This window comes from Streptococcus oralis (assembly GCF_018448765.2).
In the GTDB taxonomy this organism is placed as follows: Bacteria; Bacillota; Bacilli; order Lactobacillales; family Streptococcaceae; genus Streptococcus; species Streptococcus oralis_BM.
On record NZ_JAHCMC020000001.1, the window covers coordinates 772,589 to 790,774 of the forward strand.

General features: G+C 42.1%; 20 protein-coding genes. 19 read left to right on the top strand and 1 reads right to left on the bottom strand.

Annotated elements, in window-relative coordinates; translation table 11 throughout:
* The first annotated feature begins 4 nt into the window (after positions 1-4).
* From KIH88_RS03810 to KIH88_RS03825, 4 genes are all read left to right on the top strand, one after another.
* Entirely contained in the window at positions 5-1,240 is a 1,236-nt protein-coding gene (locus KIH88_RS03810) for a chloride channel protein (RefSeq protein ID WP_213988452.1), read from the top strand.
* A complete protein-coding gene (locus tag KIH88_RS03815; RefSeq protein WP_213988453.1) occupies positions 1,237-1,947 on the top strand; it encodes a type 1 glutamine amidotransferase in 711 nt (236 codons plus the stop codon). Before KIH88_RS03810 ends, KIH88_RS03815 begins: the two co-directional genes overlap by 4 nt.
* 460 nt (positions 1,948-2,407) lie before the next feature.
* A complete protein-coding gene (deoD, locus tag KIH88_RS03820) occupies positions 2,408-3,118 on the top strand; it encodes a purine-nucleoside phosphorylase (protein ID WP_025173256.1) in 711 nt (236 codons plus the stop codon).
* A 153-nt stretch (positions 3,119-3,271) separates the two neighbouring features.
* Positions 3,272-4,003 (top strand): NAD-dependent protein deacylase, encoded by a 732-nt coding sequence (locus tag KIH88_RS03825; RefSeq protein ID WP_009730048.1) that lies wholly within the window; start codon positions 3,272-3,274, stop codon positions 4,001-4,003.
* Positions 4,004-4,202: 199 nt separating this feature from the next.
* Here the strand turns inward: KIH88_RS03825 and pavA are convergent, their stop codons facing one another.
* Positions 4,203-5,858 carry an Rqc2 family fibronectin-binding protein PavA gene (pavA, locus tag KIH88_RS03830; RefSeq protein WP_213988454.1) on the bottom strand — a complete coding sequence of 552 codons (1,656 nt, stop codon included), beginning with the start codon at positions 5,856-5,858 and terminating at the stop codon, positions 4,203-4,205.
* A 104-nt stretch (positions 5,859-5,962) separates the two neighbouring features.
* Between pavA and ybeY the strand changes: the two genes are divergently transcribed.
* From ybeY to KIH88_RS03905, 15 genes are all read left to right on the top strand, one after another.
* Positions 5,963-6,460, top strand: coding sequence for an rRNA maturation RNase YbeY (gene ybeY / locus KIH88_RS03835; RefSeq protein WP_000275169.1), 498 nt, complete (start codon positions 5,963-5,965; stop codon positions 6,458-6,460).
* Entirely contained in the window at positions 6,441-6,836 is a 396-nt protein-coding gene (locus KIH88_RS03840) for a diacylglycerol kinase family protein (RefSeq protein WP_213988455.1), read from the top strand. The genes ybeY and KIH88_RS03840 overlap by 20 nt, the downstream gene beginning before the upstream one ends.
* Before the next feature lie 16 nt (positions 6,837-6,852).
* On the top strand, positions 6,853-7,752 hold the full coding sequence (gene era / locus KIH88_RS03845) for a GTPase Era (RefSeq protein ID WP_000143274.1): 900 nt from the start codon (positions 6,853-6,855) through the stop codon (positions 7,750-7,752).
* Positions 7,753-7,800: 48 nt separating this feature from the next.
* On the top strand, positions 7,801-8,625 hold the full coding sequence (gene mutM, locus KIH88_RS03850; protein WP_213988456.1) for a DNA-formamidopyrimidine glycosylase: 825 nt from the start codon (positions 7,801-7,803) through the stop codon (positions 8,623-8,625).
* A complete protein-coding gene (gene coaE / locus KIH88_RS03855; protein ID WP_057489017.1) occupies positions 8,625-9,230 on the top strand; it encodes a dephospho-CoA kinase in 606 nt (201 codons plus the stop codon). The genes mutM and coaE overlap by 1 nt, the downstream gene beginning before the upstream one ends.
* Positions 9,217-10,416, top strand: a complete 1,200-nt coding sequence (locus KIH88_RS03860; protein ID WP_213988457.1) for a multidrug efflux MFS transporter — start codon at positions 9,217-9,219, stop codon at positions 10,414-10,416. The genes coaE and KIH88_RS03860 overlap by 14 nt, the downstream gene beginning before the upstream one ends.
* The gene (rpmG, locus tag KIH88_RS03865) at positions 10,416-10,565 is read left to right on the top strand and encodes a 50S ribosomal protein L33 (RefSeq protein WP_001809104.1); all 150 of its coding nucleotides are present in this window, start codon (positions 10,416-10,418) and stop codon (positions 10,563-10,565) included. The genes KIH88_RS03860 and rpmG overlap by 1 nt, the downstream gene beginning before the upstream one ends.
* A gap of 39 nt (positions 10,566-10,604) precedes the next feature.
* The gene (gene secG, locus KIH88_RS03870) at positions 10,605-10,838 is read left to right on the top strand and encodes a preprotein translocase subunit SecG (RefSeq protein ID WP_000282517.1); all 234 of its coding nucleotides are present in this window, start codon (positions 10,605-10,607) and stop codon (positions 10,836-10,838) included.
* Between the two features lie 58 nt (positions 10,839-10,896).
* Positions 10,897-11,826, top strand: coding sequence for a hypothetical protein (locus KIH88_RS03875; protein WP_225901058.1), 930 nt, complete (start codon positions 10,897-10,899; stop codon positions 11,824-11,826).
* Positions 11,827-11,834: 8 nt separating this feature from the next.
* The gene (locus KIH88_RS03880) at positions 11,835-12,125 is read left to right on the top strand and encodes a hypothetical protein (RefSeq protein WP_225901059.1); all 291 of its coding nucleotides are present in this window, start codon (positions 11,835-11,837) and stop codon (positions 12,123-12,125) included.
* A 35-nt stretch (positions 12,126-12,160) separates the two neighbouring features.
* On the top strand, positions 12,161-14,515 hold the full coding sequence (rnr, locus tag KIH88_RS03885; RefSeq protein WP_213988458.1) for a ribonuclease R: 2,355 nt from the start codon (positions 12,161-12,163) through the stop codon (positions 14,513-14,515).
* A complete protein-coding gene (gene smpB, locus KIH88_RS03890; protein ID WP_001051743.1) occupies positions 14,478-14,945 on the top strand; it encodes an SsrA-binding protein SmpB in 468 nt (155 codons plus the stop codon). Before rnr ends, smpB begins: the two co-directional genes overlap by 38 nt.
* 13 nt (positions 14,946-14,958) lie before the next feature.
* Entirely contained in the window at positions 14,959-15,819 is an 861-nt protein-coding gene (gene tehB / locus KIH88_RS03895) for an SAM-dependent methyltransferase TehB (RefSeq protein ID WP_213988459.1), read from the top strand.
* Between the two features lie 174 nt (positions 15,820-15,993).
* A complete protein-coding gene (locus KIH88_RS03900) occupies positions 15,994-17,148 on the top strand; it encodes a DUF1887 family protein (RefSeq protein ID WP_213988460.1) in 1,155 nt (384 codons plus the stop codon).
* 69 nt (positions 17,149-17,217) lie between these two features.
* On the top strand, positions 17,218-18,174 hold the full coding sequence (locus KIH88_RS03905; RefSeq protein ID WP_213988461.1) for a competence protein CoiA: 957 nt from the start codon (positions 17,218-17,220) through the stop codon (positions 18,172-18,174).
* Positions 18,175-18,186: the final 12 nt, after the last annotated feature.

Genomic DNA, 18,186 nt, shown 5'->3' on the forward strand with positions numbered 1-18,186 from the left:
TCCTATGAAAGCACGACTCCGAAGCCTGCCCTACGGACTGAGGCTACTTCTAGCCACTCTATCATTGGGAATAGGGACGGGTCTGGTCGGAATTGCCTGCCATTATTTACTAGAAAGTGTGCAATGGCTGGCCTTTGGCCAAACTAGTTCGGATTTGCTCCAGCAATTTCAAGAAGCTGGGGGTCTCCGTAGATTCCTCGTTCTGTGTGTGACAGGGGTCTTGGCAGCTGGCTTCTGGTATGTCCTACAAAGGCGCCATAAGATTTTGTCTATTCGTCAGCAAATTATATTAGCTGGAGACAGGGAGCCAGCGCTCTTAGCCCACCTCTTTCATGCAGGTATGCAGGTTGCGATTGTCGGAGCAGGCGCATCGGTCGGAAAAGAGGGAGCACCACGCGAGGTTGGGGCTCTTCTAGCTGGTTGCTTGTCAAAGGGGTTCTCTCTAGCCCTTAAAGAACGGAAGGTGTTGGTTGCCTGTGGGGCAGGAGCAGGTCTAGCTGCGGTCTATCAGGTTCCCTTTGCTAGTAGTTTGTTTGTCTTTGAGACCTTAGGACTTACCTATAGTTGGCAGAACTTTTTGCTGGTTTTGGCTAGTACTTATCTGGCAACCTGGGTGGCTCAGCCCATTGTTGGTCATGATGTCATGTATCACTTGGCTCTAGTCTCTTGGTCGTCTAGCAGTTTCTTGCAGGCGATTCTGATTGCTTCATTGGTTACTCCTCTAGCACTGGTTTTTCGATCCTTAGCCAAGCAAGCTAATCGCAAACGGCGCAAGGATGAGACGATCCTTTGGGCTCTTCCTCTAGCCTTTCTCGTGCTGGGGAGCCTGGCAGTCTTTTTCCCTATCTTTATGGGAAATGGCCAGGTACTAGCCCAAGCCTTGTTGTCTAGCCAGCCAATTCCCTATCTTCCATTGACTCTTGCAGTAAAGGGGCTTCTAGTTTATCTCCTCTTGCGTAATGGTGCCTATGGGGGAACCTTGACGCCATCATTTGCCTTGGGGATTGGATCTGGTTATTTGGTGACTTTGCTTTTGACAGTAGTTGGCATTCATCTGGATCCAGCTCTAGGAATGCTACTAGGAGCAACAGTCTTTTTAGGAACGACCTTACAAGCTCCTCTGACGGCCATTGCACTGAGCCTCGGATTTACAGGCCAGGATTGGAGTTTGACAATACCGCTTGTACTAGCGGCAGGAATGTCTTACGTGATTCGAAAGAGATGGGAGAAGAAACAATGAAGGTACATTTTGTACTGCATGAAACATTTGAGGTTCCGGGAGCTTATCTAAAATGGGCTCTGGCACGAGGGCATCACATTACATCAACAAAGGTTTACGAAAAAGAACCTCTTCCTGAAACAATTGACGGGATTGATTTTCTGATTGTCATGGGTGGTCCCCAATCTCCTGATGAGGATAGAGAAAACTTCCCATACTATGACCCTAAGGCTGAGCTTGCTTTTATGAAAGAAGCGATTGCTGCAGATATCTATATTGTTGGTGTCTGTCTTGGTGCGCAGCTCCTGTCTGTTGCCTATGGTGCGAAGTATGAACATAGTCCAGAGCGCGAGATAGGCGTTTATCCTGTGACATTGACAATGGAAGGTCTAACAGATCCTCATGTCAGCTTGTTCGGAGAAACCTTAGAAACCGGCCACTGGCACGGTGATATGCCAGGGCTGACAGAGGATGCTGTTGTTCTTGCGACGAGTCAAGGTTGTCCACGTCAGATTATTCGCTTTAGTCCGAAGCATTATGCATTTCAGGCCCATTTGGAATTTGATCCCGAAGTAGTAGAACTCTTAATTACTGCGGATGGTGAGGAGCAATTAAGAGAGCAAAGTGAAAAGTTATCTTTTGTTCAAACACCAGAAGAATTACGTGGAAACGATTACTCTGAAATGAATGTAAAACTGTATGCATTTTTAGACTCATTGGTAAACTAGGAACTACAGAAAGGCAGGATTCCAGCTTTGGAAGAGAACTTGGAATCATCTTACTATGAAATCAAAAGGTGTAGTAAGTATTTAATACTACCCCTCTTTAAACTTTATATAATATATAAAAAGAAAGGTAGAGCGTGTGTTCTGATTTGAACACGAGCGGAAAACTTTTCATAACAATAAAAGAAAGGATGGGTAAACCGTATTCGCTGAACTGAATACGGGCGGAGAACTGTGCAAAAAAGATAAACTGTCTAGCATCTACGATGCGTCGTCAGTTTCCTATTTTTACTTTGTTTTCTGTCGCTATCCTAAATATACAATAAAGAAAGGTAGAGCAAGGTGTTCTAATTTGGACACGAGCGGAAAACTTGGAAAATAGATAATCTGACTGAGAAATCAGGATTTCTCGTCAGATTCCTAATTTTCAGTCGTTTTCTTCTCGCTCTTTGTATCATAAATTATGTCTATCCATATTGCTGCTAAGCAGGGTGAAATTGCTGATAAAATTCTTCTTCCGGGGGATCCTCTTCGTGCTAAGTTTATTGCGGAAAATTTCCTTGAAGATGCTGTTTGTTTTAACGAAGTGCGTAACATGTTTGGTTACACTGGTACTTATAAGGGTCACCGTGTATCTGTCATGGGAACTGGGATGGGGATGCCGTCCATTTCGATTTATGCGCGTGAGTTGATTGTGGACTACGGTGTGAAAAAATTGATCCGTGTCGGAACTGCTGGTTCCTTGAATGAGGATGTTCACGTTCGTGAATTGGTCTTGGCGCAAGCAGCTGCGACTAACTCAAACATCATCCGAAACGACTGGCCACAGTATGATTTTCCACAAATCGCTAGCTTTGATTTACTAGATAAGGCCTACCATATCGCCAAAGATCTCGGTATGACCACCCACGTTGGGAACGTCTTGTCATCAGATGTCTTTTACTCAAACTACTTTGAAAAGAACATCGAGCTTGGTAAATGGGGAGTTAAGGCTGTGGAAATGGAAGCAGCAGCTCTTTACTATCTTGCTGCCCAACACCACGTTGATGCACTTGCTATCATGACCATTTCTGATAGCTTGGTCAATCCAGATGAAGACACTACTGCAGAAGAACGCCAAAACACCTTCACTGATATGATGAAGGTTGGTTTGGAAACCTTGATTGCAGAGTAAACATCGTATTACTTTGAGATAAGGTTATTTCTAAGATTGATTCAAATGCTTTAATCTCAAATATATCAGTAATGATAAAGGAAGAGTTGAAAATCAGATTGCTGGAGCTATTGGTTTTCAACTTTTTTAGAACCCAGCTTAAGGAGAAATGTGATGGATAAAATTGAACAATTACAAGACTTGATAGATCAAAGCCAACGGATTGTTTTCTTTGGAGGGGCAGGAGTGTCAACCGAGTCTAATATCCCAGATTTTCGTAGTTCAGATGGTGTTTATAGTCATCAGTTAGGCCGTCATTTTACGGCAGAGCAACTCGTTTCTCGAACCATGTTTGAGCGCTATCCAGAAGATTTTTTTGACTTCTATAAAAAATACCTGATTTATCCAGAAGCAAAGCCTAATGCTGCTCACACTTATCTGGCTACTTTGGAAAAGACAGGTAAGCTAAAGGCTGTTGTGACACAAAATATCGATAGTCTTCATGAAATGGCTGGCTCCCAAAAAGTCTTTAAATTGCATGGGAGTGCGGACCGGAATTACTGCCTAGGTTGTCAACATTTCTATGACTTAACTGCTTTTCTTGCCCTCGAGGGACCTGTTCCCCACTGCTTAGACTGTGGCAAGGTGGTCAAGCCTGACGTGACCTTGTACGAAGAATCACTTGACATGGATGTTTTTAGTCAAGCTGCACAAGCTATTCGGCAAGCAGACTTGCTGATTATTGGTGGGACTTCCTTGGTTGTTTATCCTGCAGCTAGCCTAGTAAACTATTTTTCTGGGACAAATCTGGTCCTTATCAATAAAACCAGTATTCCACAAGACAGCCAAGCTACATTGGTCATTGAAGGCAAGATTGGGGAAGTCTTTTCGAAATTGAGACAATAAAAGAATTTTAGAAGATAGCAACAAAACCTTGTTACTTGAAAGAGAAAACTATCTCATTTATTGACCACTATCTCGCTCTTTTAGAGTTATTAAAAACTGGCTGAGAAAATCAAAACACCTTCACTGATATGATGAAGGTTGGTTTGGAAACCTTGATTGCAGAGTAAAATGTAAAAGAAAATCCTGATTTCAAGTAAAATCAGGATTTTTTCATAGATGCGATTTTTTCTGGGTCTGGTGTAACTCGGAGGGTCTTTTGTCCTGTGTAGGTTACAAAACCGGGTTTGCCACCAGTTGGTTTATTGAGTTTTTTAACTTCAATCATATCCACCTGAACTAGATTTGACAAGCGCCCTTTGGAAAAGTAGGCTGCTAGTTCGGCCGCATCTGTCTTGACTTCGTCAGAAGGATTGAGATTTCCTGAGATGACGACGTGGCTTCCAGGGATGTTCTTGGCATGGAACCAAAGTTCCTCCTTGCGGGCTATTTTAAAGGTCAATTCCTCATTTTGAAGATTGTTTCGACCGACATAGATGATAGTTTTGCCATCACTCGCCAGATACTGTTCTGGTTTTTTGCGTTTCTGAATTTTTTCACGTTGGCGTCTACGGATAAATCCTGTTTGGATCAATTCTTCACGGATTTCAGCGATTTCCTCCAGTCCAGCTTGGTTGAGGACGGTTTCCACGCTTTCTAGATAGAGAATGGTAGCCTTGGTTTCTTCGATTAGCTCAGTCAGGTATTTGACAGCTTCTTTAAGTTTCTGATAGCGTTTAAAGTAGCGTTGGGCATTCTGGCTGGGAGTTAGTGCCTTATCAAGAGCAATGGTGATAGGCTGATTCGTGTAGTAATTATCCAAGACTACCTGGTCTTGGTCATTCGGAACTTGGTGGAGGAAGGTTGTCAACAATTCTCCTTTTTGGCGAAATTCCTCAGCATTGTCTGTCGCTAGTAACTCTTTTTCTTGTTTTTTAAGCTTATGGCGATTTTTTTGAAGCTCATTTTCAACACGACGAATGAGTTCACTGGCTTGCTGTTTAACGCGGTCGCGCTCGGCCTTATCCTTATAATAGGTATCTAAGAGATCCGAAAGACTGGCAAAAGGCTCTCCTACACGATTCGCAAAAGGAACTGGACTGAAGGAAGTCTCTGTTAAGCATGGCTTGGTTTCTTGCCTGAAGAAGTTTCGAAAAGTAGACAGTTTATCACTGACAAGAATGTTTTCCAATTCATTTGCCGTATCACGTCCTAGACCTTGAAAGAGACTTTGAAGATTTTTTGCTGTTAGTTCTTGGGTCTGCAGGATTTCAAAGAGCTTTTCATCCTTGACAGTAAAAGGATTGAGAGATTCTGTACTTGGCGGAGCGATATAGCTTGAGCCTGGTAGCAAGGTGCGGTAGCTGTTTTGTGAAAAACCAACGTGTTTGATGACTTCGAGGATTTTATGGCTACTTTTATCTACGAGGAGAATATTGCTGTGTTTGCCCATAATCTCGATAATCAGGGTAGCCTGGATATGATCCCCAATTTCGTTTTTATTAGAAACCGTGATCTCCACAATACGGTCATTTTCCACTTGCTCAATCGACTCAATCATAGCACCCTGCAAATACTTTCTCAAAACCATGATAAAAGTAGAAGGTTGGGCTGGATTTTCAAAGGTCGTTTGGGTCAGCTGAATGCGTCCAAAAACGGGATGAGCAGAGAGGAGCAGGCGATGGCTTTGGCGATTGCTACGGATTTGCAAGACCAACTCTTGTTCAAAAGGTTGATTGATTTTCTGGATGCGACCATTGACTAACTCACTTCGCAATTCCTCAACCATGTGGTGTAAAAAAAATCCGTCAAATGACATCGTTCTCTCCTTGTGATTGTATTCCATAGTATTATATCAAAAAGGTAGAATAAAATCATGGAAATATGGTATAATAAAGCCAAGTAAAGAGAATCGAGAAGTACATGTATATTGAAATGGTAGATGAAACTGGTCAAGTTTCACAAGAAATCTTGCAACAAACCCAAGAAATTTTGGAATTTGCTGCCCAAAAAATAGGAAAAGAAGACAAGGAAATGGCAGTCACTTTTGTGACCAACGAGCGTAGCCACGAACTCAACCTCGAGTACCGTGATACCGATCGTCCGACGGATGTCATCAGCCTTGAGTATAAGCCAGAGTTGGACATTGCCTTTGACGAAGAGGATTTGCTGGAAAATCCAGAATTGGCAGAAATGATGTCTGAGTTTGATGCCTACATTGGGGAGCTTTTTATCTCTATCGATAAAGCGCATGAGCAGGCTGAGGAATACGGTCACAGCTTTGAGCGTGAGATGGGCTTCTTGGCAGTACACGGCTTTTTACACATTAACGGCTATGATCACTACACTCCGGAAGAAGAAGCGGAGATGTTCGGTTTACAAGAAGAAATTTTGACAGCCTATGGACTCACAAGACAATAAACGAAAATGGAAAAATCGTGACCTGGTATCTAGTTTAGAATTTGCTCTTACAGGAATTCTGACTGCTTTCAAGGAAGAACGCAATATGCGAAAACATGCAGTGACGGCACTAGTAGTCGTCCTTGCAGGTTTTGTTTTTCAGGTGTCACGAATCGAATGGCTCTTTCTCCTAATGAGCATTTTCTTAGTAGTAGCGTTTGAGATTATGAACTCTGCTATTGAAAATGTAGTGGATTTAGCCAGTCACTATCACTTTTCTATGTTGGCAAAGAAAGCCAAGGACATGGCGGCAGGAGCCGTGCTGGTGGTCTCTCTTTTTGCAGCAGTGACAGGTGCACTTATCTTTCTCCCACGCATTTGGGATATACTATTTTAAACAGTAAGAGGAAAATATGACATTTAAATCAGGCTTTGTAGCTATTTTGGGACGTCCTAATGTTGGGAAGTCAACCTTTTTGAATCACGTCATGGGGCAAAAGATTGCCATTATGAGTGACAAGGCGCAGACAACGCGCAATAAAATCATGGGGATTTACACCACGGATAAGGAGCAAATCGTCTTTATCGATACACCGGGGATTCACAAGCCCAAAACAGCTCTTGGAGATTTCATGGTGGAATCTGCCTACAGTACTCTACGTGAAGTGGATACTGTTCTATTCATGGTGCCAGCTGATGAGCCACGTGGTAAGGGCGACGATATGATTATCGAGCGTCTGAAAGCTGCCAAGGTTCCTGTGATTCTGGTGGTGAATAAGATTGACAAGGTCCATCCAGATCAGCTTTTGGCTCAGATTGATGACTTCCGTAACCAGATGGACTTTAAGGAAATTGTTCCGATCTCAGCTCTTCAGGGAAATAACGTTTCTCGTCTAATTGACATCCTCAGTGAAAATCTTGAGGAAGGTTTCCAATATTTCCCAGCTGACCAAATCACAGATCATCCTGAGCGTTTCTTGGTTTCAGAGATGATTCGTGAGAAAGTCTTGCACCTAACTCGTGAAGAGATTCCTCACTCAGTTGCCGTAGTGGTCGACTCTATGAAGCGGGACGAGGAGACAGATAAGGTTCACATCCGTGCAACCATCATGGTCGAGCGCGATAGTCAAAAAGGCATTATCATCGGAAAAGGTGGCGCCATGCTCAAGAAAATTGGGACCATGGCTCGTCGTGATATCGAACTCATGCTAGGGGACAAGGTTTTCCTAGAAACTTGGGTCAAGGTCAAGAAAAACTGGCGTGATAAAAAGCTAGATTTGGCTGACTTTGGCTATAATGAAAAAGAATACTAAGTAGAGGTGGGCTCATGCCTGCTTCTTGTTTTTACAGAAGGAGGATTTATGCCTGAATTACCTGAGGTTGAAACGGTTCGTCGTGGCTTAGAAAAATTGATCTTGGGAAAGAAGATTTCGAGTATAGAAATTCGTTATCCCAAGATGATTAAGACAGATTTGGAAGAGTTTCAAAGGGAAGTGCCTGGTCAGATTATCGAGTCAATGGGACGCCGTGGAAAATATCTACTTTTTTACCTAACAGACAAAGTCTTGATTTCCCATCTGCGGATGGAGGGCAAGTATTTTTACTATCCGGATCAAGTTCCTGAACGCAAGCATGCTCATATTTTCTTCCAGTTTGAGGATGGTGGTACGCTTGTTTACGAGGATGTACGCAAGTTTGGTACCATGGAACTTTTGGCGCCTGACCTTTTGGATGCCTACTTTATTTCTAAGAAACTAGGCCCTGAGCCCAAAGATCAGGACTTTGATTTGCAGGTCTTTCAAGCTGCTCTATCCAAGTCTAAAAAGCCTATCAAATCCCATCTCCTAGACCAGACCTTGGTAGCTGGCCTTGGCAATATCTATGTGGATGAGGTTCTCTGGCGAGCTCAGATTCATCCAGCAAGACCTTCCCAGACTTTGACAGCAGAAGAAGCGACAGCTATTCATGACCAGACCATTGCTGTTTTGGGACAGGCAGTCGAAAAGGGCGGTTCCACCATTCGGACCTATACCAATGCATTTGGGGAAGACGGAACCATGCAGGACTTCCATCAGGTCTATGATAAGACTGGACAAGCATGTTCCCGCTGTGGGGCAGTGATTGAGAAAATTCAACTAGGCGGACGTGGAACTCATTTTTGTCCTCAGTGTCAAAGGAGGGACTGATGGGAAAAATCATCGGAATCACAGGAGGAATTGCCTCAGGTAAGTCAACTGTGACAAATTTCCTAAGAGAACAAGGCTTTCAAGTGGTGGATGCTGACGCAGTCGTCCACCAGCTACAAAAACCTGGTGGTCGTCTTTATCAGCTCTTAGTTCAGCACTTTGGGCAGGTAATTCTCTTAGAAAATGGAGAACTCAATCGCCCTCTCCTAGCTAGTCTCATCTTTTCAAACCCTGAAGAACAGGAATGGTCTAAGCAAACCCAAGGAGAAATTATTCGTGAGGAACTGGCTGCTTTAAGAGACCAGTTAGCCCAGACAGAAGCGATTTTTTTCATGGATATTCCCCTACTTTTTGAACAGGACTACAGTGCCTGGTTTGATGAAACATGGCTGGTCTATGTGAACCGTGATGTTCAGGTGGAACGTTTCATGAAACGGGATTATCTTTCTAAGGAAGTAGCAGAGTCCCGTCTGGCAACCCAGTGGTCTTTAGAAGAAAAGAAAAAATTGGCGAGCCATATATTAGATAATAATGGCAGTCGTGATCAGCTTGTGACTCAAGTAGTGAAGTTACTTGAAGGAGGCGATAGCTGTGCAAGAGATTAGTTGGAAAGAGAATCTTCGTGTCGCCTGGTTCGGTAGTTTTCTAACGGGAGCCAGTATCTCCTTGGTCGTCCCTTTCATGCCTATCTTTGTAGAGCAGTTGGGAATTGAAGGGGATCAAGTTGCTTTTTATGCTGGATTAGCCATCTCAGTTTCAGCTGTTTCAGCAGCTCTAGTTTCTCCTATCTGGGGCATTCTTGCTGATAAGTACGGTCGAAAACCCATGATGATTCGAGCAGGTCTTGCCATGACTATCACTATGGGAGGTTTAGCCTTCGTGCCAAATATCTATTGGCTACTCTTTCTGCGCTTGCTCAATGGTGTATTTACTGGTTTTGTCCCCAATGCAACAGCCTTGATTGCTAGTCAGGTACCTAAAGATAAGTCTGGAGCGGCTCTTGGAACTCTATCTACAGGTGTTGTTGCAGGAACACTGACGGGTCCCTTTGTTGGAGGCTTTATTGCTGAAATTTTTGGTATTCGTAATGTCTTTTTATTGGTAGGTGCTTTTTTATTTGTAGCTGCAATCTTAACTATTTTCTTTATCAAGGAAGATTTTCAGCCAGTAGCTAAGGAGAAGGCTATCCCAACGAAAGAAGTATTTTCTTCTTTCAAGTATCCTAGGCTTTTAGTAAACCTATTTTTGACGAGCTTTGTCATTCAATTTTCAGCTCAATCAATTGGTCCCATTCTAGCTCTCTATGTTCGGGACTTAGGGCAGACTGCAAATCTCCTCCTTGTATCTGGATTGATCGTATCCAGCATGGGATTTTCTAGCATGATGAGTGCTGGAGTTCTAGGAAAACTTGGCGATAAGGTAGGGAATCATCGATTGTTAGTTGCAGCGCAGATTTATTCCGTCATCATTTACCTTCTTTGTGCCCATGCAACCAGCCCCCTTCAACTTGGCTTGTATCGTTTTCTCTTTGGTTTGGGAACAGGTGCTCTCATACCGGGAGTTAATGCCCTTCTTAGCAAAATGACTCCGAAATCAGGTATTTCAAGGATTTTCGCCTTCAACCAAGTCTTTTTTTACCTCGGTGGAGTGATTGGACCTATGGCGGGATCCGCAGTTGCAGGATATTTGGGCTACCACGCTGTCTTTTATGCGACAGCAGCATGTGTAGCTTTCAGTTGTTTATGTAACTTAGTGCAATTTAGATCATTATTAAAAGTAAAGGAAATCTAGTGCGAGTAAAAATCAATCTCAAGTGCTCCTCTTGTGGCAGCATAAATTATCTAACCAGTAAGAACTCCAAAACTCATCCTGACAAGATTGAGGTTTTAAAGTATTGTCCCAAGGAAAGAAAAGTAACCCTACATCTTGAATCTAAGTAGATTTTATGGTAAAATAATAGGGATTTTAAGGAGTTTGATATGTACAACCTATTATTAACCATTTTATTAGTATTATCTGTTGTGATTGTGATTGCTATTTTCATGCAACCAACTAAGAACCAATCCAGCAATGTATTTGATGCCAGCTCAGGTGATTTGTTTGAACGTAGTAAGGCGCGTGGTTTTGAAGCTGTGATGCAACGTTTGACAGGTATTTTAGTCTTTTTCTGGCTAGCCATTGCCTTAGCATTGACGGTATTATCAAGTAGATAAGAAATGGGCGAGACTAGGTCTTAGCCTATTTTTATTTTGAATGAGAAGGAGCTTTAAAATGCATCTATCTGGGGAGTCTATTCAATTAGTTAAAGATTATTTTGAGAGTTACTTAACTGGCTACTCTATTGAGGTATTAGATTTTGACCATTATTCAAAAATATACATACTTAATGACTCCTTAATCTTACTATTTGAAGTTAACAGAAACAAGGTAGATTATGTAAATAATAAAGGTTTATGTAAGGAAGATTTAACAAATAATAGGTATATAGAGCCAGGTATATATGGAAATCACTATTATTCTTTTCGGATTGTTGAATTAACAAATAATGAAATAGGATGGAAATATAATAATGAGGAGTTTAAGAGAAAAGTAATTGCTTATATTGGAGAAGAATTGATATTTGTACCTATTGAGTATGTAAAGTTTAAAGGCTGGTCTAGATATTATTGGTCTATGGATATTCCTTCTGAAATTGAATATATTGATAAAGAAGTACCTCAATTAAGATTAAAAGAAAGATACGAAAAATGGGACGGATTTCGATATTACTTTATTTTTATAGAATTTAAGAAACCAAATAATACTTATGCAAAAGCTGTAGCATACTCCGTAAGTTCTCCTCGAGTCTATATTAATACACTTTGTAAAAATACGGTGAAAACAGGTAAATTATATAGAGATACTATGAGAGGAGGTAATTATGGTTGGATGGCCCCATTGGAAAAAGCATTCAATTTGTGGAAAGGAGTCAAGCGTGTTAGGAGATTAGAAGAAAATTTAACATACTTTTTCATAGAAGAATACCACAAAGAAAAAAGTTTGGTTTGTAAAAGAGCAGACGAGCTTGCGAATGAATTTAATGAGAATAGTTGTAAATTTGATAAATTAGAGAGAAGTAGCTGGTTACAACCTAATAATAAATGGATTTCAGAAGAACTTGTTTATCGTTTAACAAAAAAATGTTTAAAGATTACAAGGTAGTATATCGAATGAGACCTTTTTTTCTTCGCAGTAAGACTACCGGAGCACAATTATCCTATGACATTTTTATATCAGGATTAAATGTTGCAATTGAATATCGGGGGATTCAGCATTTTCAACCGGTAGAATTTTTTGGTGGGGAAAAAAATTTCGAGCGCCAATTAATTAGAGATAGAGAAAAGTATGAATTGAGCAAAGAAAATAATGTTTATCTAGTTTATATAAAATACGATGAAGAAATATCTGAGGAGTTAATAAAAAATAAGGTAAATATTATTTTAAATACTAATAAGGACTGAAAACATAGTTGCTATAGAATTACTAGAAAGAAAACATGAAAGATAAAATTAAAGAATATTTGCAAGAGAAGGGGCGAGTGACGGTAAATGACCTAGCTCAGGCTCTCGGAAAGGATGGGTCCAAGGATTTCCGTGAGTTGATTAAAACCCTGTCTCTGATGGAAAGAAAGCACCAGATTCGCTTTGGAGAAGATGGAAGCCTTACCTTGGATCAGAAGAAGAAACATGAAATCACCCTCAAAGGGATTTTTCATGCCCATAAAAATGGCTTTGGCTTTGTCAGTCTGGAAGGCGAAGAGGACGATCTTTTTGTAGGAAAAAACGATGTCAATTATGCCATTGATGGCGATACGGTTGAGGTGGTCATCAAGAAAGTCGCTGACCGTAACAAGGGAACGGCAGCAGAAGCCAAGATTATCGATATCCTAGAGCATAGTCTGACGACAGTTGTCGGGCAAATCGTTCTGGATCAGGAAAAGCCTAAGTATGCGGGTTACATCCGTTCAAAAAATCAGAAAATCAGCCAACCAATCTATGTGAAGAAACCAGCTATCAAGCTGGAAGGTACTGAGGTTCTCAAGGTCTTTATCGACAAATACCCAAGTAAGAAACATGATTTCTTTGTCGCTAGTGTGCTGGACGTGGTGGGACACTCGACTGATGCTGGGATTGACGTTCTTGAAGTCTTAGAATCCATGGATATTGTCTCAGAATTTCCAGAAGCTGTTCTCAAGGAGGCGGAAAGTGTGCCTGATGCTCCCTCAGAAAAGGATATGGAAGGGCGTCTTGATTTAAGAGATGAGCTTACCTTTACTATTGACGGTGCGGATGCCAAGGACTTGGACGACGCAGTTCACATCAAGCCTTTGAAAAATGGTAATATCGAACTCGGTGTTCACATCGCGGATGTTTCCTACTATGTGACAGAGGGTTCTGCACTTGATAAGGAAGCCCTTAACCGCGCGACTTCTGTCTATGTAACAGACCGAGTGGTTCCAATGCTTCCAGAGCGTTTGTCAAATGGCATCTGCTCTCTCAATCCACAAGTTGACCGCCTGACCCAGTCTGCCATTATGGAAATTGATAAACATGGTCGTGTAGTCAACTACACCATCACACAAACGGTTATCAAGACTAGTTTTCGTATGACCTATAGCGCTGTCAATGACATCCTAGCTGGCGATGAGGAAAAGAGACAAGAGTATAAGAAAATTGTTCCTAGTATCGAGCTCATGGCCAAGCTTCATGAAACGCTAGAAAGCATGCGTGAGAAACGTGGAGCTCTCAATTTTGATACCAGTGAAGCTAAGATCTTAGTGGATAAAAAAGGCAAGCCTGTGGATATCGTTCTTCGTCAGCGTGGTGTTGCTGAGCGGATGATCGAGTCTTTCATGTTGATTGCCAACGAAACGGTTGCCGAGCACTATAGTAAACTGGACCTACCTTTTATCTATCGGATTCATGAGGAGCCTAAGGCAGAAAAAGTTCAGAAGTTTATTGATTACGCTTCGAGCTTTGGATTGCGAATTTATGGGACTGCCAGTGAGATTAGCCAGGAGGCTCTTCAAGATATCATGCGTGCGGTTGAGGGAGAACCCTATGCGGATGTATTGTCCATGATGCTTCTCCGATCCATGCAACAGGCTCGCTATTCTGAGCACAATCACGGTCACTATGGCCTAGCTGCAGACTATTACACTCACTTTACCAGCCCCATTCGCCGTTATCCAGACCTCCTTGTTCACCGCATGATTCGGGACTATGGGCGTTCTAAGGAAATAGCCGAGCATTTTGAACAAGTGATTCCAGAGATTGCAACCCAGTCTTCCAACCGTGAACGTCGTGCAATCGAGGCGGAGCGTGAAGTCGAAGCCATGAAAAAAGCTGAGTACATGGAAGAATACGTGGGTGAAGAGTATGATGCGGTTGTATCCAGCATTGTTAAGTTTGGTCTTTTTGTCGAATTGCCAAATACAGTTGAAGGGTTAATCCATATCAATAATTTACCTGAATTTTATCATTTCAATGAGAGAGATTTGACTCTTCGTGGAGAGAAATCGGGCATAACTTTCCGTGTAGGACAGCAGATTCGCATTCGAGTTGAAAGAGCGGATAAGATGACAGGTGAGATTGACTTCTCTTATATTCCAAGTGAGTTTGATGTCATCGAAAAAGGCTTGAAACAAGCTGGGCGCAAAGACAGAGGTCGTGGTTCAAGTCGTCGTTCAGATAAGAAGGAAGACAAGAGAAAATCAGGGCGCTCAAATGATAAGCACAAGCATTCACAAAAAGACAAGAAGAAAAAGGGCAAGAAACCTTTTTACAAAGAAGTAGCTAAGAAAGGAGCCAAACATGGCAAAGGGCGAGGGAAAGGTCGTCGCACAAAATAAAAAAGCGCACCACGACTATACAATCGTAGATACGCTTGAAGCAGGAATGGTCCTGACAGGAACGGAAATCAAGAGCGTTCGAGCAGCTCGAATCAATCTCAAGGACGGCTTTGCCCAAGTAAAAAATGGGGAAGTCTGGCTGAGCAATGTTCATATTGCCCCTTACGAAGAGGGCAATATCTGGAATCAGGAACCAGAACGCCGTCGCAAACTCCTGCTCCATAAGAAGCAAATTCAAAAATTGGAACAAGAAACCAAAGGGACAGGAATGACCCTGGTTCCCCTCAAAGTCTATCTCAAAGATGGCTACGCTAAGCTTCTTTTAGGACTTGCCAAAGGGAAACATGACTATGACAAACGGGAGTCAATCAAGCGTCGTGAACAAAACCGCGACATCGCGCGTGTGATGAAAGCAGTTAACCAGCGATAAAAGAGGAAGTGAAATGGAAAAACTAATTGCCTATAAACGGATGCCCTTGTGGAATAAACAGACCATGCCAGAAGCTGTCCAGCAGAAGCACAATACCAAGGTCGGGACATGGGGAAAAATCACCGTTTTGAAAGGAGCACTCAAGTTTATTGAGTTGACAGAGGATGATCAAGTTCTAGCTGAACACCTTTTCCAAGCAGGGGCTGACAATCCCATGGCGCAACCGCAAGCCTGGCATCGAGTAGAGGCAGCCACAGATGATGTTGAGTGGTACTTGGAGTTTTATTGTAGGCCTGAGGATTACTTCTCTAAGAAGTACCAGACCAATCCAGTCCATTCAGAGGTCCTAGAGGCCATGCAAACGGTAAAACCTGGAAGAGCCTTGGATTTGGGTTGTGGTCAAGGCCGTAACTCTCTCTTTCTTGCACAGAATGGTTTTGATGTGACAGCTGTGGATCAAAATGAACTATCTCTGGAAATCTTGCAAAGCATCGTAGAGCAAGAGGATCTAGACATGCCTGTCGGACTTTATGATATCAATTCAGCCAGCATCGGGCAAGCCTATGATTTTATCGTATCAACTGTTGTTCTGATGTTCCTACAAGCGAACCGCATTCCAGCTATTATCCAAAATATGCAGGAGCACACCACGGTTGGTGGCTATAACCTTATCGTCTGTGCCATGGATACAGAGGATTATCCTTGCTCAGTCAACTTCCCATTCACTTTTAAAGAAGGGGAGTTGGCGGACTACTACAAAGATTGGGAATTGGTTAAGTACAATGAAAATCCAGGACATCTGCACCGTCGTGATGAAAATGGCAATCGCATTCAACTACGCTTTGCGACCATGTTAGCCAAAAAAGTCAAGTAAATCAAACTTAACCCAGCGAATAGAAATCACTTTGCAAGGTTTCTATTCGTTTTTGTTTGCGTTGGTTGATTGGGACGAGCAGGTTTTATGCTATACTAGAAGTAGGAAATCTGAGCAGTAGAGGTCTATTACTGTCTCTCTGCTTAATCAGTTGTAGATGATGGAGGTGATCAAATGACGAGTCTTTTGGTGGAGCTGTATGATCGGCATGTATTGGAAAAGAATGTCTACCAAGCCTTTATCAGTGATTGTGACGAGATTCTTTTTCTATCTTTGACGAAAATAAGCAATGATGAGAAATTCTCCCTCCGTCAGTTTATCTTGGATGAGGTGCCTCATATCCAACGAGTGACCTTTCGCCAGCTCTCCTTAGAACAACTAGTGGACCAGTTAGATTATTGCCTAGCAAGTTACGACCAAGTCCTTCTCGATGTTTTTGGTGGGGATTCGCTACTAGCCTTATCTCTCTATCAATATGGCTTGGATCGCCACCTCCCCATCGTTGCCATGGATGTCGAGCGAGGAAAACAATACAAGTGGGTAGCCGGTCAGTTAGAAAAAGAAGACTTGGATATTCCAACCCTAAGCATCCAACAGTTGATAGCCTTGCGTGGTGGAAAAATGCTCAAATCAAAACGCCCTATCCACTCAGCTCAGCAAATTGCAGCCATCAAAAAACTAGCTAGTTCGGCTATTTCCAATCCAGCCCACTGGTACCAAGTAACCCAATTTTTCTCTCTAGCTAAGACCAATGACCTGCATGCTGAGACCGAAAAGATACTGGAAAACAACGGTAGGTATTATCACTATCCAGATTCCCTTATCCCTTTATTAGTGGAAGCGGGGATGCTTTGTATTGAAAGAGAGGACAAAAAACGAGTAGCTTACCGCTTTCCAAATCAAGAAGCTCAAGTCTTTTGTCGTAATAAGGGGCATATTTTAGAGTTGTATCTCTATCTCTTGGCGCTCGAATCTCAGCTGTTTGATGAATGCATGATAGGTGGTGAGATTGATTGGAATGGTATCTTTCCAGAGGCAGACAATGTTCAAAATGAGATTGATGTCATTCTGAGAAAGGGGCGCTCGATTACCTTTATCTCTTGCAAGATGACAGATTTATCAGTTGAAGCCATCAACGAACTAGAAGTCTACGCCAATCATTTTGCTGGGGAGAGTTGCCTCAAGTTGATTGTTTGTACTGGAAAAATCAATCCAGCTTATGCTAATCGCTGTCAAGAATACGGCGTGCTGGTCATTAGAAGTGAGCAGATTTCCAATCTCATTCCCATGCTAAAAAAATATTCTAAGAGACAAAAAGATAAGAAATAGTATCATGAAAGGCTGGGATTCCAGTCTTTTTTGCTTCTTTTTCGAATAGAAAAGAAAAGGAGGTAGACCATGTTTGTAGCCAGAGATGCCAAGGGGAATTTGGTGAATGCCCTCGAAAAAGATGTTACCAAGCAAAAATATACTTGTCCAGCCTGTGGAGGCGGACTACGGTTACGCCAAGGACAGAGTATTCGAACGCACTTTGCCCATGAAAGGTTAAGAGATTGCATCGCTATATTCGAGAATGAAAGTCCAGAACACTTGGGCAACAAAGAGGCCCTTTATCATTGGGTCAAGAAGGACAATCAAGTCGCCTTAGAATATAGTCTGCCCGAGATTCAGCAGATAGCAGATGTTCTCGTCAATGAGAAACTAGCTCTGGAGGTTCAGTGCAGTCCCTTGTCTCAAAAGCTTTTAGGCGATAGAAGTCAAGGCTACCGTAGTCAGGGATACCAAGTTATCTGGCTACTGGGAGAAAAACTCTGGTTAAAAGAGAGACTTACACAACTGCAAAGGGGATTCCTCTATTTTAGTCAAAATATGGGATTCCATGTTTGGGAACTAGATTTCAAAAAGCAAGTTTTGAGACTCAAATATCTTTTGCATCAGGACCTACGTGGTAAGCTTCATTTTCAGGTCAAAGAATTTCCCTATGGCCAAGGAAATCTCTTGGAAATTCTACGATTTCCTTATCAAAAACAAAAACTGCCTCGTTTTGCAGTTGTGCAAGATTCCACTATCTGTCACTACATTCGCCAGCAGTTGTACTACCAAACGCCTTACTGGATGAAGAAGCAAGAGGAGGCTTATCATCGAGAAGACAATCTATTAAACCGTCAACTGGACGACTGGTATCCCCAAGTCAGACCAATAGAATCAGGTGATTTTTGTCAAATTGACCAAGATTTAAGTAGCTATTATAGAAATTTTCAGGCTTACTATCAAAAAAATCCGAAAAATAATCGCCAAAAGCTCTATCCACCAGCCTTTTATCACTTATATTTCTCAAAAAATGTGGTAAAATAGAAAGGATGGAGG

What these genes read in the sequence shown, in the direction of transcription:
- pavA (WP_213988454.1), bottom strand. Translation starts at nt 5,858, where the DNA reads ATGTCATTTGACGGATTTTTTTTACACCACATGGTTGAGGAATTGCGA.
- KIH88_RS03840 (WP_213988455.1), top strand. Translation starts at nt 6,441, where the DNA reads ATGGACTCACAAGACAATAAACGAAAATGGAAAAATCGTGACCTGGTA.
- era (WP_000143274.1), top strand. Translation starts at nt 6,853, where the DNA reads ATGACATTTAAATCAGGCTTTGTAGCTATTTTGGGACGTCCTAATGTT.
- KIH88_RS03815 (WP_213988453.1), top strand. Translation starts at nt 1,237, where the DNA reads ATGAAGGTACATTTTGTACTGCATGAAACATTTGAGGTTCCGGGAGCT.
- KIH88_RS03810 (WP_213988452.1), top strand. Translation starts at nt 5, where the DNA reads ATGAAAGCACGACTCCGAAGCCTGCCCTACGGACTGAGGCTACTTCTA.
- deoD (WP_025173256.1), top strand. Translation starts at nt 2,408, where the DNA reads ATGTCTATCCATATTGCTGCTAAGCAGGGTGAAATTGCTGATAAAATT.
- tehB (WP_213988459.1), top strand. Translation starts at nt 14,959, where the DNA reads ATGGAAAAACTAATTGCCTATAAACGGATGCCCTTGTGGAATAAACAG.
- mutM (WP_213988456.1), top strand. Translation starts at nt 7,801, where the DNA reads ATGCCTGAATTACCTGAGGTTGAAACGGTTCGTCGTGGCTTAGAAAAA.
- KIH88_RS03825 (WP_009730048.1), top strand. Translation starts at nt 3,272, where the DNA reads ATGGATAAAATTGAACAATTACAAGACTTGATAGATCAAAGCCAACGG.
- coaE (WP_057489017.1), top strand. Translation starts at nt 8,625, where the DNA reads ATGGGAAAAATCATCGGAATCACAGGAGGAATTGCCTCAGGTAAGTCA.
- KIH88_RS03875 (WP_225901058.1), top strand. Translation starts at nt 10,897, where the DNA reads ATGCATCTATCTGGGGAGTCTATTCAATTAGTTAAAGATTATTTTGAG.
- KIH88_RS03900 (WP_213988460.1), top strand. Translation starts at nt 15,994, where the DNA reads ATGACGAGTCTTTTGGTGGAGCTGTATGATCGGCATGTATTGGAAAAG.
- rnr (WP_213988458.1), top strand. Translation starts at nt 12,161, where the DNA reads ATGAAAGATAAAATTAAAGAATATTTGCAAGAGAAGGGGCGAGTGACG.
- ybeY (WP_000275169.1), top strand. Translation starts at nt 5,963, where the DNA reads ATGTATATTGAAATGGTAGATGAAACTGGTCAAGTTTCACAAGAAATC.
- secG (WP_000282517.1), top strand. Translation starts at nt 10,605, where the DNA reads ATGTACAACCTATTATTAACCATTTTATTAGTATTATCTGTTGTGATT.
- smpB (WP_001051743.1), top strand. Translation starts at nt 14,478, where the DNA reads ATGGCAAAGGGCGAGGGAAAGGTCGTCGCACAAAATAAAAAAGCGCAC.
- KIH88_RS03880 (WP_225901059.1), top strand. Translation starts at nt 11,835, where the DNA reads ATGAGACCTTTTTTTCTTCGCAGTAAGACTACCGGAGCACAATTATCC.
- KIH88_RS03905 (WP_213988461.1), top strand. Translation starts at nt 17,218, where the DNA reads ATGTTTGTAGCCAGAGATGCCAAGGGGAATTTGGTGAATGCCCTCGAA.